Below are 15,263 nucleotides of genomic sequence, written 5' to 3'. Positions count from 1 at the left end.
CATCAGTGCAGCGTACGCGGGATGGACAGGGTGAAGGTCGGGATCGGCGCCTCGAACTCGGTGCCGTCGTCGGCGAGCATCTGGTAGCTGCCGCCCATGATGCCCACCGGCGTCTCCAGCACCGCGCCGGAGGTGTATTCGAAATCCTCGCCGGGGCGCATCCACGGCTGTTCGCCGACCACGCCGTCGCCGCTCACTTCCTCGACCTTGCCGTTCGCGTCGGTGATCTGCCAGCGCCGTGCGAGCAGGCGCGCGGGCAGCTGGCCGGCGTTGCGCAGGGTGATGGTGTAGGCGAAAACGTAACGGTTGTCCCCGGGCCTGGACTGGTCGGGAACGAAACGGGTTTGCACCTGCACGTCGATCGTGTAGGGGGATTGTTCGGTCATGCCCGGATTGTAAGGCCTGCGCTCGCCAATGGGGCGGCGCGTGCGCGACGGCTTCACTGCGCCGGCGGAACGACCTTGGCCAGACGCACGAAATCCGCCGGCGACAGCGTTTCGGCGCGTGCGCGCGGGTCCACGTCGGCGCGGCGGATCGCGTCGCTGTCCATCACCTGCTTGAGTGCGTTGGACAGCGTCTTGCGCCGTTGCGCGAACGCCGCCTTCACCACGGCGTAGAGTTGCGCCGGGTCGGCGTCGTGCCGTTCTTCCGGCGGCAGCGGCTGCAGTCGCACTACGGCAGAGTCGACCTTCGGCGGCGGCCGGAACGACTCCGGCGGCACGTCGAACAGCGGTTCCACCCGGCACGCCAGCTGCAGCATTACCGACAACCGGCCGTATACCTTGCTGCCCGGTGCGGCAGCCATCCGGTCGACGACTTCCTTCTGCAGCATGAAATGCATGTCCTCGATCGCCGCCGCGTGCTCGACGCAGTGGAACAGGATCGGGCTGGAGATGTAGTAGGGCAGGTTGCCGGCCAGCCGCAACCGCGGCACGCCGTGACTGTGCGCCATCGCGGTGAAGTCGACCTTCAGCACGTCGGCGTGCACGACGTGCAGCGCACCGACCGTGGCGGCGCGCGCACGCAGGGCGGGGATCAGATCCGTGTCCAGCTCGATCGCCGTGAGCTTGCCTGCCGCGCCCAGCAGGGGCAGCGTCAGGGCGCCTTCGCCCGGGCCGATCTCGACCAGGAAATCGTCGTCGCGCGGTGCGATCGCCGCGACGATGCGCTCGATGCATTGGCGGTCGTGCAGGAAGTGCTGGCCGAAGCTTTTCTTGGGGCGTGCGGTCATGGGGCAGAGCGAGCAGTGAGAAATGAGGAGTGAGGAGTGACTGTGTGGAAGGTCGGGGAGATGAGTGCGCGAGCGGCTCTCTCGCTCCTCACTCCTCTCCACTCACTCCTCGCCTTCGCGCCACCAGCGTCATGGCGAGGTTGGCTGCGGCGATCAGGCTGGACGGATCGGCGCGGCCGGTGCCGGCCAGATCCAGCGCGGTGCCGTGGTCCACCGAGGTGCGGATGAAGGGCAGGCCCAGGGTGACGTTCACGGTGCAATCGAACGCTTCGCTCTTCAGCACCGGCAAGGCCTGGTCGTGGTACATCGCCAGCACCGCGTCGTAATGCGTGCGTTGCGCCGGCACGAAGGCGGTGTCGGCGGGCAGCGGGCCGAGCAGCTGCATGCCCTCGCCGCGCAAGACGTCCAGCACGGGGATCAGCGTATCGATTTCTTCCCGGCCCAGGTGGCCGCCCTCGCCGGCATGCGGATTGAGTCCGAGCACGGCGATGCGTGGCTGGTCGATGCCGAACTTGCCGCGCAGTTCGGCGTCCACGATGCGCAGCACGCGGGTCAGCAATGCGGGCGTGATCGCCGCCGGTACGGCCGACAGCGGCAGGTGGGTGGTGGCCAGCGCCACGCGCAGCTGCGGGCTGGCCAGCATCATCACCACCTCGGCGCCCGCGCGTTCGGCGAAGAATTCGGTGTGTCCGCGGAAGGCGACGCCGGCATCGTTGATCGAGGACTTCTGCAGTGGCGCGGTGATCACCGCGGCATAACGGCCGGCCATGCAGCCGTCGGCGGCCTCGGCCAGGGTGGCCAGCACGTGGCTCGCGTTGCGCGGGTCGGGGTGGCCGGGCACTTCCCTCGTCGCCAGCGGCACGTGACGCACGCGCAGCGCGCCGGCGGCGCGGGAGTCTGCCGGTGCGCCGTCGTCGTCGATCAATTCGAGGTGCATGCCGCAGCGTGTCGCCGCGCGCTCGAGCAGGTGGCGGTCGGTGATCGCGACGAGGCTTGCCGCCAGCGACGTACCGGCCAGCCGCACCAGCAGTTCCGCACCGACGCCGGCCGGCTCGCCCGCGGTGACGGCCAGCCGGGTGAGCGCCATCGCGCTCAGCTGGCCTGGGGTGCGGCGCCGTCGGCGGGCGCCTGCTCGGGTTCGCGCAGGGACGGCACGAGGATTTCGATGTAGGCGTTGGAACGCAGGTCGCGCAGGTAGTCGTCGTAGACCTGCTCGGCCTTGCGGTTGCCGATGGCCTGGCGCGCCTGGTTGCGCTCGATCTCCACGGTCTGGTCGCTCTGGCGCGTACCCAGGCGCTCCAGCAGATGCCAGCCTGCTTCACTCTGGAATGGCTCGGATACCTGGCCGTCCTTCAGCGAAGCCAGCTTGGCGGCGATCGTCGCGCCCCACGCCGAGGGCTGGAACCAGCCCATGTCGCCGCCGATGTTGGCGGTGGTGTCGTCCTTGGAGAACTCCTTCGCCAGCGCGGCGAAGTCCTCGTGCTTGTCGACGATGCGGTGGTACAGGTCCTGCGCCTTCTGCTGTGCCTGGGCGGAGCTCAGCAGCTCGCTCGGCTTGATCAGGATCTGCCGCGCGTGGTACTCGGTGACGATCTTGCGGTCGCCCTTGCGCTGGTCGACCAGCTTGAGGATGTGGAAGCCGGTAGGGCCGCGCAGGATCTGGCTGACCTGGCCAGGCTTCATCGTGACGACCGTGTCGGCGAACGCCGGCGGAATCTCGTCCATGCGCCGCCAGCCGAGGTCGCCGCCTTCCAGTGCATCGGAAGCGTCGGAGTAGCGGATCGCGGCGGCGCCGAAATCCATGCCGCCCTGGACGGCGGCGGCGGCCTGCTCGGCCTTGGCCTGGCTGGCCTGGATCGCCGCGGCGTCCGCGCCACCGGGGATGCTCACCTGGATGTGCGCCAGGTGCACTTCGCCGGCCTTGTAGGTGGGGCTGTCGAGCAGGTTGTCGATCTCGCTGTCGGTCACCGAGACCGAGCTTTGCACCACGTTCTGGTGCAGCCGCTGCACGGTGATCTGGTCGCTCAGTTCCTTGCGGAATGCTGCGAAGCTGCCGCCCTGCTGCTCGACCGCCGCGCGCAACTGCTCGGGGGTGAGCCGGTTCTGCTGCGCCACGCCCTGGACCGCGCGGTCGACGTCGGCGCTGGACACCGAGATGCCTTGTTCCTGCGCGCGCTGCACCTGCAGGCGCATCAGGATCAGCCGGTTCAGCACCTGCCGCGTCACCACGTCCATCGGCGGCAGTTGCCCGCGGCCGGCGTACTGCTGCTGGATCGTGCGCACCGCGTCGTCCAGCTCGCTCTGCAGGATGACGTCGTCGTTGACCACCGCGACGATGCGATCGAGCGACTGGTTCGCCGGTGCGGCCGACTGCAGCAACTGCGCATGGGCAGGCACGGCGATCGCCAGGGCGAGCAGGAGGGATGCAAGGAATTGCTTCATCGAGAAAAAAGCCTGGATCGCCGAGGCGATGGATTATTGATAGCCGAGAATATCACGGCGCAGCAGCGGTTCGATCTGGCCGCCGGTCGAGCCCAGCCCCTTGAATACGATTTCGAACATGATCGCGTTGTCGCGCCGATTGAGGTTGCTTCCGGAAGGTGGCGACGTGGTGCCGTAGTAGGACTGGTTGACGTAATTGCGGTCGACCAGCCGCAGGGTGACGCAACAGCTGTCGTACTCCACGCCAAGCATCGCGTCGACGGTGCCGCTGGGGAGCTTGTAGGTGGTGTCGATCGCCGGGGCAAACGCCCAGGCGCCGAACAACCGCCACCTGTCCGACAGCGGATAGACCGCCGAGGCGCTGTATTGTTCCAGCCGGCCGCGCCGATAGTGGTAGGCGAGGTTGACGATGCCCGCATCACCGAGGCGCCGCTGCAGACCGAACGTGGCCGCCTCCACGGCGCGGCTGTTCGGGCTCCACTGCCAGGAACTGTTCACCCGCCAGCGGTCGTTCAATTGCAGGTCGAGCTGGGCCACGTAGGCCGAGCCGGTCCAGTCGGTGCCCAGCACGCGTTGCCGGCTGAGGTAGCGGATCTGGCCGATGCTGGCCGACAGCCGCTCGACGCCATCGTCGTCCAGCAGGCGCGTGGTCAGCGCCGCGGTGACGTTGTTCGCGTCCATCTGGCGGTCGGCGCCGGAGAACTGGTTGGTCGAGAACAGTTGCCAGTAGTCGAACGACATCAGGTTGGTATCGAACAGCGGCAGGTTGTCCTGGTCGCGGTACGGCACGTAGAGGTAGTACAGGCGCGGTTCCAGCGTCTGCGTGTAGTGCGTGCCGAACAGCGAGGTGCTGCGGTCGAACATCAATCCCGAGTCGAGGCTGACGATCGGCAGCGAGCGGGTCGGCGACTGCTCGGTGAACGGCGACACTGCCGTGCCGCCGAGCCGCCCGAATCGCCCGTAGTCCTGGTAGCCGTCGCTTAGCTGGTAGGCGGTGTAGCGCCAGGCCAGGCGCGGCCGCACGAACCACGCGGCACTGCCGAAATCGGCCGCGAGGTAGGGGTAGAGGTCCTCGCGCTGTCCCTCGACGTAGCCGGGCTTGCGGAACATCACCGCGCTGGTGTCCACGCCCGCCTGCAGCCAGCGCGACAGCGGCACTTCCGCGCTGAACAGCGCATACGGCAGCTGCCGGTAAGGCAGTGCGGAGTCGGTCGCGAACGGGTTGGTGTTCTGGTAGGTGGTGGCGCCGAAGGAGGCGTCCCACCACTTGCCGCCGCCGCTGATCGCCGCACCGGAGCTCAGGCTGTACACCGGGCTGTGCGACATCGCATTGCCGTAGTCGTACAGGTAGCTGGCGTCGGATACGTGGTTGTACGTCCCGTTGAAGCGCCAGCCGTCCCACAGGGCGGTGCGGTCGGAGAAGGACACCAGGTGGCGCGACTTGCCGGTGGTGTCGGCCAGGCCGTCGCTCTTGCCGCGGTCCTCGGGCACGTACTCCACGTTGAGCTGCCCGCTGCTGCCGGGCACCAGGTAGCGGAACTCGCCCGCCAGCAGCGGGCCGCGGCGGCTGTAGTAGCGCGGGTCCAGCGTGGCGTCGTAGTTCGGCGCCAGGTTGAGGTAGTAGGGCGTGCTGAGCTGGAAACCCGCGCGGCTGGTGTTGCCCAGCGTGGGGTAGAGGAAGCCGCTCTTGCGCCGGTCGTCGGTGGGGAAAGTGAAGTACGGCAGGTACAGGAACGGCACCTTGCCGATGCGCATGGTGGCATCGCGCGCCACGCCCACGCCGCTGGCCTTGTCGATGCTGATCGACTTGGCGCGGAACTCCCACACGTGGTGGCCGACATCGCAGGTGGAATACGTGGCCATGGAATAGCGGGTGCGCTCGGCATCCAGCATGTGTCCCTGGCGCGCCACGCCATTGCCGCGCGATTCCAGCATCTGGTAGCGCACGTCGTCGGCCACACCGCGGCTGGCATTGGTGTTGCCGCGCAGGTGCGAGGCGGCGAGCAGTTGCCCGGCCTCCTGGTAACGCACGTTGCCGCGCGCATCGTAGTCGGTGGTCGAGTCGTTGTAGTCGAGCGTATCGGCCTGCAGCTGCTGGTCGGCGCGCTGCAGCAGCACGTCGCCGGAGAGGTGGTAGACCGACTGGTCGGAGCTATCCACCTGCTGCGCGGTGACGTGCGCCGGTGCGGTCGCGCGCTGGCTGCTGTCCCGGCTCAGCGTCGGGTCGTAGAACTCCAGCAGCGCGTTGGGCCGGCACATCGCGTAGTTGAGTGGGCGCGGTGCGCAGTGGAACGAGCCCAGCGGGCAACTCTGGTCGGCCGGGTCCGGCGCCTTGCGTGCCGCCGGGGCGGCGGAGGCGGCGGGAAGCTGGCCGCCGAAGAGCGCCAGCGCGGCGGCGACTGCCAGCAGGCGACGTGGAGGAAACGTTGATGTCACGATGGAACCTGCCGACCTCGAAGGCTGGTCAAGTTAGCAGAAACGCCCCCTCCGATGCGTCCGCGCGTTCAGCGCGGGCTTGGCTGCGGGCGCCGATTCACTCCATCAGGGCCTGCACGTGGGCGGCGGCGCTGGCGGCCAGGGCGGCGAGGTCGTAGCCGCCTTCGAGGGTGGAGACGATGCGCCCCTCGGCATGGCGGCGGGCCAGCGCGACCAGCCGCTCGGTGAGCCAGGCGTAGTCTTCCTCGCTCAGCCGGATGTCGGCCAGGGGGTCGTTGGCGTGGGCGTCGAAGCCGGCCGAGATCAGCAGCAATTGCGGCCGGAACGCGTGCAGGCGCGGCAGCAGCACGGCATCCCACAGTTCGCGGAATTCATGCGAGCCGGCGCCGGGCGACAACACGCCGTTGACGATGTTGCCGCAGCCGCGCTCGTCCTCGTGGCCGCTGTCCGGGTACAGCGGCGACTGGTGGCTGGAGGCGAACAGCACGCGCGGCTCGCGTTCGAAGATGTCCTGCGTGCCGTTGCCGTGGTGCACGTCGAAATCGGCGATGGCGACCCGCTTGAGCCCGTGCGCGGCCAGCGCGTGGGCGGCGCCCACCGCGACGTTGTCGAACAGGCAGAAGCCCATCGCCCGCTCGCGCGTGGCGTGGTGGCCGGGCGGGCGCACCGCGCAGAAAGCGCGTTGCGCGCTGCCGCCGAGCACCGCATCGACCGCCGCCACCACGGCGCCCGCGGCGTGCAGGGCCGCCTCGGTCGAGCCGGGGCCCATCACGGTGTCCTGGTCCAGCGCCAGCATTTCGCCCGCCGGCGCGCCGAGCAGGACTTCGCCGATGTGTCCCGCGTCGTGCACGCGCAGCAGCTGTTCGCGGGTGGCCGGCGGTGCCTCGACACGGTCGAGCGCGGCGTAGCGGTCGTGATCGAGTGCCTGCAATACCGCATGCAGTCGCGCCGGCCGTTCCACGTGGCCCGGCCCCGGATCGTGCCGCAGGCAGGCGGAATGGGTGTACAGCCGCAGCATGCGGCAGCTCAGGCGGAGGGCTTGGGCTTGGGGCGGCGCTCGTGTTGCCACAGCACTTCGCCGTGGCCGCTGGCGCGCGCCAGCACCCGCGAGATCACGAACAGCAGGTCCGACAGCCGGTTGAGGTAGCGCTGCGGCTGGGTGCGGATATCCTCCACCCGCGCCAGCGCGATCACCTCGCGCTCGGCGCGGCGGCACACGGTGCGCGCCAGGTGGCCGCAGGCCGCGGCCATGCCGCCACCGGGCAGGATGAACTCCTTCAGCGGCGGCAGCGGCTCGTTGAGCCGGTCGAGGATGTGCTCGAGCCGTTCGATGTCGCTGTCGTTGACCATCGCCATGCCGGGGATGCACAGCTCGCCGCCGAGGTCGAACAGGTCATGCTGCACCTGGGTCAGTACCTCGCGCACCTCGTCGGTGACGCCATCGGCGGCCAGCAACATGCCGATCGTGCTGTTGAGCTCGTCGACCGTGCCGTAGGCGTTGACCCGCGGCGAATCCTTGCCGACGCGCGAGCCGTCGCCGAGGCCAGTCGACCCATCGTCGCCGGTGCGCGTGTAGATCCGCGAGAGGCGGTTGCCCACGTCAGTGCCTGGCGTGGTTGCTGCGCGGCGCGGCGTGCGTCAGCTGGGTTGCCAGCGCATGCAGCAGCGCACCCAGCCCCACGTAGACGGCGGTGCCGGTGAGGAACGGCAGGTACCAGTCGCCAAGGTTGCCGAACCACGCACCGAGGCTGCGCGGCGCGGGAACGCTGGCGCTGAGCCAGTAGAAGCTGCCGTTGGAGATCAGGTAGCAGACGCCCTCGGCCACCAGCAGCGTGCCGGCCGCGAGGCCCAGCGTACGCAGGTTCAGGCCCTGCTGGTGTTTCGCCAGCCAGCTGCCACCCAGCCACAGCGCGCCGTAGGACGGCAGCAGGAACCAGTAGGCCGGGGACACGCAGTAATGGCTCCAGAAGTCGATGCCCTGGCCGCTGATCACGAGGTAATCCACCAGCACGGCTTCCGCCATCAGCAGCGGGAAGGCCCAGCGGCCCTGGCCGCGCAACCAGAAGCCGGCGAGGAAAAACACGCCCCACGAAGCGTCCCACAACGCATGATGCAGCAGCGAGGGGTGGAAGCGGGTGACGCCCATCACCAGGGCCAGGCCCAGGAAGATGACCAGGCGTCGGGTCGTTGAGGTTGCCATGGGAACTCCGTGCGGCGCTGCGGGATACAGGCGTGCAAGTTTAGCCCAATGCGGCCGGCCCGATGCGTCGGTGCGGCGTCGACGCGTATCATCCGTGGCATGAAACCCTCCGGCTCCCCTGTTTGCGGCAGCGTATTGATCGTCGGTGGCGGCCTGGTCGGTGCCAGCCTGGCGATCGCACTGGACGCGGCCGGTGTCGCCGCCACCCTGGTCGAGACCGCCGCGCCGCGCGCCGATGCGCAGCCCAGCTACGACGAGCGCAACCTCGCGCTGGCCAGGGCCACCGTCAACGGGCTCGACGCGATCGGCGTATGGCAGCACGCTGCCGCCCGCGCCACGCCGATCCGGCACATCCGGGTCAGCCGTGCCGGTGAATTCGGCAACGCGCGCATCGACGCAGACAAGCAAGGCGTCGACGCGCTGGGCTGGACCCTGCCGGCGCGCGAACTCGGCACGGCCCTGCTGCGCCGGCTCGACGCCTGTACCCGGCTGACCCGGCTCGCCCCCGCCACGCTGTCCGCGCTCGAACCGCTGGCTGGCGGTTGGCGCGCGCGGGTCAACACCGCCGACGGCACACGCCACATCGACACGCCGCTGCTGGTCGGCGCCGACGGCACCGGCTCGTTCGTGCGCACGCAACTGGGCATCGACGCCGAGCACCACGATTATCGGCAGACCCTGTTCGTCTGCACCGTCACCCCCGAGCGCGATCACGCCAGCCGTGCCTTCGAGCGTTTTTCCGATGCCGGTCCGATCGCCTTGCTGCCGCTGGCCGAACGCCGCTGCGGGCTGGTGTTGACGGTGGCCGCGGACGAAGCGGCTGCGGTGGCCGCACTGGATGACGCCGCCTTCATCGAGCTGGCGCAGCAACGCTTCGGCTGGCGCCTGGGGCGACTGAGCCGACCGGGCAGGCGCCATCCCTACGCGATCCACCGCGTCGCGGCGGCGCAATTGATCGCATCGCGCGCGGTGCTGATCGGCAATGCCGCGCAAACCGTGCATCCGATCGGCGCGCAAGGCTTCAACCTGGGCTTGCGCGATGCGCTGACCCTGGCCGAGCTGGTGGCCGCGCAGGCCGATCCCGGCGACGCGGACATGCTCGCCCGCTATGCGGCACGCCGCGCGCCGGATCGCGAAGGCACCATGGCGATGAGCCACGGCCTCGTGCAACTGGCCTGTCTACGGCAACCCTTGCTGGCGCCGCTGCGCTCGCTGGCCTTGCTGGCCTGCGACCGGTTGCCGCCGCTGCAGCGGGCGCTGGCGCGGCGCGGCATGGGCTTTCGCGGTATGCCGCCGCGCGCCGTGCTGGAGCGGGTGCCATGAACGCCGCCATCGGCGAGCTCGCCCCGCGCCGCCGCGCCGCGGCACTCGACGTGGCCGTGGTCGGCGGCGGCATGGTCGGCGCGGCGGCTGCACTCGCGCTGGCCCGCGCGGGTTTCAGCATCGCCCTGCTGGAAGCACGGGCGCCGCGGCCGTGGTGCGCAGATGCCGAGGTGGACCTGCGCGTGGTCGGGCTGGCGCCCTCGTCGATCGCGCTGCTGGATGACATGGACGTCTGGACGTCCATCCACCAGGCGCGTGCCTCGGTCTACCGGCGCATGCACGTGTGGGACGACGCCAGCGGCGCGTCGATCGACTTCGATGCCGCTGCGGAAGGTCGCGACCTGCTCGGCTGCATCGTCGAGAACAGCCTGGTGCAATGGACGCTGTGGCAGGCGCTGGAAACAGCTGGTGTCCGCCGGCTGTGTCCGGCCGAAGTGACGGCTTTCGAGGCGCGCGACGATCGCATCCAGTTGCAACTGGCCGACGGCGCGACGCTGCCTGCTGCCGTGCTGGTGGCCGCCGACGGCGCCGGCTCGCCGCTGCGCCAGCTCGCCGGCATCGGCACGCGCGGGCGCGATTACGCGCAGCGTGCGGTGGTGGCGCATGTAGACACCGAGCGCGCGCATGAAGATACGGCGTGGCAGCGCTTCCTGCCGGGCGGCCCGCTCGCCCTGTTGCCGCTGGCCGACGGGCGCAGCTCGATCGTGTGGTCGCTGCCCGAGGCCGAGGCGCAGCGCGTGCTGGCGCTGGACGACCGGCGCTTCTGCGACGAGCTCGGCGCCGCCAGCGATTTCCGCCTGGGCCGGATCACCGGCAGCACGTCGCGCGCCGCGTTTCCGTTGAAGCTGCAACTGGCCGAGCGTTACCAGGCCGAGCGCTTCGTGCTGCTGGGCGACGCCGCGCATGCGGTGCATCCGCTGGCCGGGCAGGGCGTCAACCTGGGCCTGCGCGACGTGGCCGAGCTGCGCGACACCCTGGTCCAGGCGCGTGCGGCAGGCCGCGACATCGGCGCTGAACACGTGCTGCGTCGCTATGCGCGGCGCCGGCGCAGCGCCGACACGCTGGATGCGCTGGGCTTCGACGCGCTCGCGCGCATCTACGCCTGGCAGTCGCCGCCGCTGGTCGCCGCGCGCGCCGTCGGCGTGCGCTTGCTCGATCGGCTGGCGCCGTTGAAGCGGCGCCTGTCGGATCACGCCGCAGGACTTTAGATCTTTGCCCTCGCCTGCGACCGAAGGAGGTTCCTCGGGAACGCGCAGGGGAGGGCAGCGTAACGCCACCGGAGGATCGACCATGCGCATCGCCCGACTCTGCTGTCTGCTGTTGCTTGCCGGATCAAGCCTCGCCGTCCAGGCGAAGATGGTGCATCGCCCGGTCGAATGGACGCAGGACGGCACCCGTTTCCACAGCGTGCTGGTCTACGACGACGCCACGCTGGTCAAACGCCCCGGCCTGGTGATGGTGCCGAACTGGTACGGCGTGAACGACGCGGCCGTGAAGAAGGCCGAGATGATCGCCGGCAAGGATTACGTGATCCTGCTCACCGACATGTACGGTGCAGACGTGCGCCCGACCACGAATGCGCAGGCGCAGGCCGCGGTGAAGCCGCTGTATGGCGATCGCGCGCTGATGCGCAAGCGGATCGGCGTGGCGCTGGAGCAATTGAAGGCGCAGGTCGCCGGCGCGCCGCTCGATCCCGCGAAGCTGGCGGCGATCGGTTTCTGTTTCGGCGGCTCGGCGGTGCTCGACCTGGCGCGCAGCGGCGCCGACGTGGCGGCGGTGGTGTCGTTCCACGGCGGGCTGGCCACCGACGATCCGATGCTGGCCAAACACATCAAGGCGCGCGTGCTGGCGATGAACGGCGCCGACGACAAGGGCACCATGCCGGACGCAGGCAAGTTCATGGACGAGATGCGCATGAGCCCCGCCGATTGGCAGTTCGTGGTGCTCGGCCACGCGGTGCACTGCTTCACCGAGGTCGGCGAGAACTCGCCCGGCTGCCGCTACGACGCCGCGGCCGCGGCGCGCAGCTACCGGCTGATGCACGACTGGCTGGATCACGCGTTCGCCGGCACGCCCTGAGGCGTCGCGCTCAGCCTTCCAGGTAAAGCTTGCCGTCCTCGTAGCGGCAGGTGCGGTTGCGACCCTTCTTCTTGGCCGCGTAAAGCGCCTTGTCGGCGGCGTTGACCAGGGCGCCGGGGTCGGCCATGCCGTCCTCGCGCGCGGCCAGGCCGATACTGATCGTCACGCCCAGTTGCTGGTCCTCGACGGCCACCCGCAGGCCGGCCACCGCCTTGCGCAGGCGCTCGGCCGCGTGCAATGAGGAGGACAAGTCGGCATTGCGGCAGATCACCAGGAACTCCTCGCCGCCCATGCGGCACACGGCGTCCTCCTTGCGCGCGGAGCGGCGGATGGTGCGGGCCACTTCGAGCAGCACCTGGTCGCCTACCGCGTGGCCGTGGGTGTCGTTGACCTCCTTGAAGCGGTCGATGTCGATCATCATCATCGTCACCGGATCGCCGGAGCGTTCGGCCATGCTCCACGCCTGGGCCAGCGACTCCATCCCCGCGCGCCGGTTCTGCAGGCCGGTGAGCTGGTCGATCAGGGCGTAGTGCTGCAGCTTGCGGTTGCTCATCGCCAGTTCGGCGGAGAACCGCTTGAGCTGCGCGCGGTCGTGCTCCCACTGGTTGAGCAGCTTCACGTACTGGCGCGCCGCGCCCATCCGCAACGGCAACATGCGGGCGGCCTGGGCCGGGCTCACGCAATCGTTGATCTGCGCCTCGGTGGCCAGGCGGATCTCGGTTTCGGACGTCACGCTGGCCAGCACGATCAGGTAGATCGACTGGCCCCACGGCGTGGCGCGCAGCGCGCGGCACAGCGCCCAGCCGTCCAGCCCGGGCATGCGCGAGTCGGCGATCACCACCTGCGGCATCAGCTGCACGGCCAGCGCGAGGCCTTCCTCGCCGCTTCCGGCCGAGTGCACCACCTGATCGGGCATGCCGCCGAGGATCTCTGCCAGCATCGCGCGCACCGGCGCCGCGCTGGCCACCCACAGCACGCGCGAGACCTCCACGGCGGGCGCGTTGTCAGCGGCGGCGGCCGGGGTGGCGACCAGGTCGGTGAAGGCCGACACGTTGTCGTCGGGAACCTGCAGCACCGCGCTCCAGTCGTGCCATTGCGCATGCACCTGGTCGAGCAGGATGCCGAGTTCGCCGGCGTCCAGGCCGATCTTGCCGCCCAGCAGCATCAGCTCGCCGATGTGCTGGGTACGCTGCTCGTCCGGCGCCAGGCTCAGGTCGGCCAGCCGCCTGGCCAGGTGGAACAGCCGGGTGAGCTGGTACGGACGCGAGCCCTCGGCGAAGCTGGCCGACTCGACGTTTTCGTGGAAGAACACCGGCTCGGCCAGTGCCCGCGGGATGCCGCAGTCTTCGAGGATCACCGCGGTGAGTTCGTTGTGGTCGACGTGCAGCAGTTGCCGCTCGGCCTCCACCGTGGTCTCTCCGCCGCGTTGCAGCAGCTGCGCGTATTCCTCGGGGTACAGCGTGGCCAGCGCCAGCTGCCCGATGCGGGCGAGCAGGCCACAGGCGAACAGTTCATCCGGCGACGCGAGCCGCACCCGCTTGCCCAGTTCCTGCATGGCCACCGCCATCAGCAGCGAGTGCGACCAGAAGCGCGGGTAGTCGAAGCTCTTGCAGGCGCCGCTGCGGTACTGGTCGACCAGCGAGAAACCCATCGCCAGCTGGCGCACGGCGGCCAGGCCGAGGCGAATGATCGCCTCGGGGATGCTGGCCAGCGGGCGGCCGCCGATGCTGGCGGCGTTGGCCATGTGCAGCAGGCGCCCGCTGGTGACCGGGTCGCTCTGCACCAGGCGGCTGATTTCCTCCAGCGTCGCGTCGTCGCGGCGACTGATCTGCATGATCGCCAGCGCCACACCCTTCGGGCTGGGCAGGCCGCCGTTGATTCGCAGTTGTTCGATGGCCTTCATGCAGCTGCTCGTTGGGTCGATGACGCACACGGTACGCGGGATGCGGGCGGATGTGCGACTGCCGCGCATCTCATGCCGGGCCGCGAGGCATTCGGCCTGCCGCAGGCCGCGGCCTGGCTGCTCGCACCGGGGTCCATGCCACTGGGGTATCGGCGTCGCGTCGCCGATCTTGAGTGCCGCGCGCGGGCCGGTCCTCGATCAGGCGCGCAGCGTGCGCCCGTAGGCGTGCACCTCGTCCACCAGCACCTTGACGTGGTCGGGATCGACCTCCGGGGTGATGCCGTGGCCGAGGTTGAACACGTGGCCGGGGTGGTTGCCGTAGCTGTCCATCACCGCGCGGGCCTCGCGGCGGATCACCGCCGGGCTGGCGCGCAGGATCGCCGGATCGAGGTTGCCTTGCAGTGCCACGCGATCACCCACCGCGGCGCGCGCGTCGGCCAGGTCGATGGTCCAGTCCACGCCCAGTGCCGCGCAGCCGCTGTCGGCCAGCGCCGCCAGCTGGCCGGCCGCGCCCTTGGAGAACAGGGTCACCGGCAACTCGCGCGAAGCCGCGTGCTCCTTCAGCGCGGTCACGATCTGCGTCATGTAGCGCAGCGAGAACTCGCGGAACGGCGCCGGGCCGAGCAGGCCGCCCCAGGTGTCGAAGATCATCAGCGCCTGCGCGCCGGCCGTGGCTTGGGCGAGCAGGTAGGCGGTCACCGCCTGGGCCAGCGTGTCGAGCAGCTGGTGGGCGAGTTTCGGCTCGTTCCAGCACAGCGTCTTGAGCGTGGCGAAATCGCGCGAGCCGTGGCCCTCGACCATGTAGCAGGCCAGCGTCCACGGGCTGCCGGAAAAACCGATCAACGGCACGCGGCCGTGCAGTTCGCGGCGGATCAGCCGCACCGCGTCCATCACGTAGCGCAGTTCGCCATCCATGTCCGGCACGGCGAGCCGGGTGATGTCCGCCGCGGTGCGGACGGGGCGCGCGAACTGCGGGCCTTCGCCGTGCGCAAACGAGAGGCCGAGGCCCATCGCGTCGGGAATGGTGAGGATGTCGGAAAACAGGATCGCCGCGTCGAGGTCGAAACGCCGCAGCGGTTGCAGGGTCACTTCGCAGGCGTATTCCGGGTTCTGCGCCAGGCCCATGAAGCTGCCGGCGCGCTCGCGGGTGGCGCGGTACTCGGGCAGGTAGCGGCCCGCCTGGCGCATCACCCAGATCGGCGCGGTGTCGGTGGGCTCGCGGCGCAGCGCGCGCAGGAAGCGGTCGTTGTTCAGGGCATCGGGCATGGCAATCAACGGTGAGGGATTTCAGCGCCCGTACGGGCCTTCCTGGCCCTGGGCGAACATCAGGCGGAAGCCGCGCTTGAGCTGCGCGTCGCGGGTCTTCTCGAACGCGGCAATGGCCGCGTCGCGTTCCAGGAACTGCTCGCGCTTCATGGTGGCGCGCCCGCCCTGGGTGCCCGACTCGCGGTACAGCGTCCAGCCGCCGAGCAGATCCTGCTCCAGCGTGATCTGGACATAACGCGGCGTGTCGGTACTGCCGGGCACGGATTGCAGGTAGAGGCGCATGGTTTTCCGAAACGGTGCGGACGTGATTGCCGCAGCACCCGCCATTCTAGCGGGCCGGGCCAGGGCCGTCTGCCGCCGCGGCAATCCGTCGGCGGCCGCGG

14 protein-coding genes are annotated in these 15,263 nt (G+C 69.8%); 3 read left to right on the top strand and 11 right to left on the bottom strand.

Annotated features, from left to right (window positions below; genetic code table 11):
- Positions 1 to 2: 2 nt before the first annotated feature.
- The 8 genes from apaG to ACFCQI_RS03950 form a co-directional block, all read right to left on the bottom strand.
- A complete protein-coding gene (gene apaG / locus ACFCQI_RS03985) occupies positions 3 to 386 on the bottom strand; it encodes a Co2+/Mg2+ efflux protein ApaG (protein WP_395120089.1) in 384 nt (127 codons plus the stop codon).
- A 53-nt stretch (positions 387 to 439) separates the two neighbouring features.
- A complete protein-coding gene (gene rsmA, locus ACFCQI_RS03980) occupies positions 440 to 1,231 on the bottom strand; it encodes a 16S rRNA (adenine(1518)-N(6)/adenine(1519)-N(6))-dimethyltransferase RsmA (protein WP_395120088.1) in 792 nt (263 codons plus the stop codon).
- A gap of 88 nt (positions 1,232 to 1,319) precedes the next feature.
- Entirely contained in the window at positions 1,320 to 2,318 is a 999-nt protein-coding gene (gene pdxA, locus ACFCQI_RS03975) for a 4-hydroxythreonine-4-phosphate dehydrogenase PdxA (protein WP_395120087.1), read from the bottom strand.
- A 5-nt stretch (positions 2,319 to 2,323) separates the two neighbouring features.
- On the bottom strand, positions 2,324 to 3,673 hold the full coding sequence (locus tag ACFCQI_RS03970) for a peptidylprolyl isomerase (RefSeq protein ID WP_395120086.1): 1,350 nt from the start codon (positions 3,671 to 3,673) through the stop codon (positions 2,324 to 2,326).
- 33 nt (positions 3,674 to 3,706) lie between these two features.
- Positions 3,707 to 6,109: an LPS-assembly protein LptD gene (locus ACFCQI_RS03965; protein WP_395120085.1), complete on the bottom strand. Its 2,403-nt coding sequence runs from the start codon at positions 6,107 to 6,109 to the stop codon at positions 3,707 to 3,709.
- A 97-nt stretch (positions 6,110 to 6,206) separates the two neighbouring features.
- The gene (locus ACFCQI_RS03960; RefSeq protein ID WP_395120084.1) at positions 6,207 to 7,127 is read right to left on the bottom strand and encodes a histone deacetylase family protein; all 921 of its coding nucleotides are present in this window, start codon (positions 7,125 to 7,127) and stop codon (positions 6,207 to 6,209) included.
- An 8-nt stretch (positions 7,128 to 7,135) separates the two neighbouring features.
- A complete protein-coding gene (locus ACFCQI_RS03955) occupies positions 7,136 to 7,708 on the bottom strand; it encodes a cob(I)yrinic acid a,c-diamide adenosyltransferase (protein ID WP_395120083.1) in 573 nt (190 codons plus the stop codon).
- A gap of 1 nt (position 7,709) precedes the next feature.
- Positions 7,710 to 8,309: a hypothetical protein gene (locus tag ACFCQI_RS03950; protein WP_395120082.1), complete on the bottom strand. Its 600-nt coding sequence runs from the start codon at positions 8,307 to 8,309 to the stop codon at positions 7,710 to 7,712.
- Between the two features lie 99 nt (positions 8,310 to 8,408).
- Between ACFCQI_RS03950 and ubiH the strand changes: the two genes are divergently transcribed.
- The 3 genes from ubiH to ACFCQI_RS03935 all read left to right on the top strand — a co-directional run bounded on the left by ubiH (position 8,409) and on the right by ACFCQI_RS03935 (position 11,711).
- Entirely contained in the window at positions 8,409 to 9,632 is a 1,224-nt protein-coding gene (gene ubiH / locus ACFCQI_RS03945; protein WP_395120081.1) for a 2-octaprenyl-6-methoxyphenyl hydroxylase, read from the top strand.
- Entirely contained in the window at positions 9,629 to 10,840 is a 1,212-nt protein-coding gene (locus ACFCQI_RS03940) for a UbiH/UbiF/VisC/COQ6 family ubiquinone biosynthesis hydroxylase (protein WP_395120080.1), read from the top strand. The genes ubiH and ACFCQI_RS03940 overlap by 4 nt, the downstream gene beginning before the upstream one ends.
- A gap of 82 nt (positions 10,841 to 10,922) precedes the next feature.
- Positions 10,923 to 11,711: a dienelactone hydrolase family protein gene (locus ACFCQI_RS03935; protein ID WP_395120079.1), complete on the top strand. Its 789-nt coding sequence runs from the start codon at positions 10,923 to 10,925 to the stop codon at positions 11,709 to 11,711.
- 10 nt (positions 11,712 to 11,721) lie between these two features.
- On the opposite strand, the gene ACFCQI_RS03930 is transcribed toward ACFCQI_RS03935, so the two are convergent.
- From ACFCQI_RS03930 to ACFCQI_RS03920, 3 genes are all read right to left on the bottom strand, one after another.
- Positions 11,722 to 13,614, bottom strand: coding sequence for a diguanylate cyclase (locus tag ACFCQI_RS03930; protein ID WP_395120078.1), 1,893 nt, complete (start codon positions 13,612 to 13,614; stop codon positions 11,722 to 11,724).
- Between the two features lie 198 nt (positions 13,615 to 13,812).
- Positions 13,813 to 14,880, bottom strand: coding sequence for a uroporphyrinogen decarboxylase (hemE, locus tag ACFCQI_RS03925; protein WP_395120077.1), 1,068 nt, complete (start codon positions 14,878 to 14,880; stop codon positions 13,813 to 13,815).
- A 21-nt stretch (positions 14,881 to 14,901) separates the two neighbouring features.
- Positions 14,902 to 15,162: a WGR domain-containing protein gene (locus tag ACFCQI_RS03920; protein WP_395120076.1), complete on the bottom strand. Its 261-nt coding sequence runs from the start codon at positions 15,160 to 15,162 to the stop codon at positions 14,902 to 14,904.
- Positions 15,163 to 15,263: the final 101 nt, after the last annotated feature.

Origin of the sequence: Rhodanobacter sp. FW102-FHT14D06 (assembly GCF_043950705.1) — a bacterium.
GTDB lineage: Bacteria > Pseudomonadota > Gammaproteobacteria > Xanthomonadales > Rhodanobacteraceae > Rhodanobacter.
Note: the sequence above shows the minus strand (reverse complement) of the source record. Positions and strands in the feature narration are given on the sequence as shown.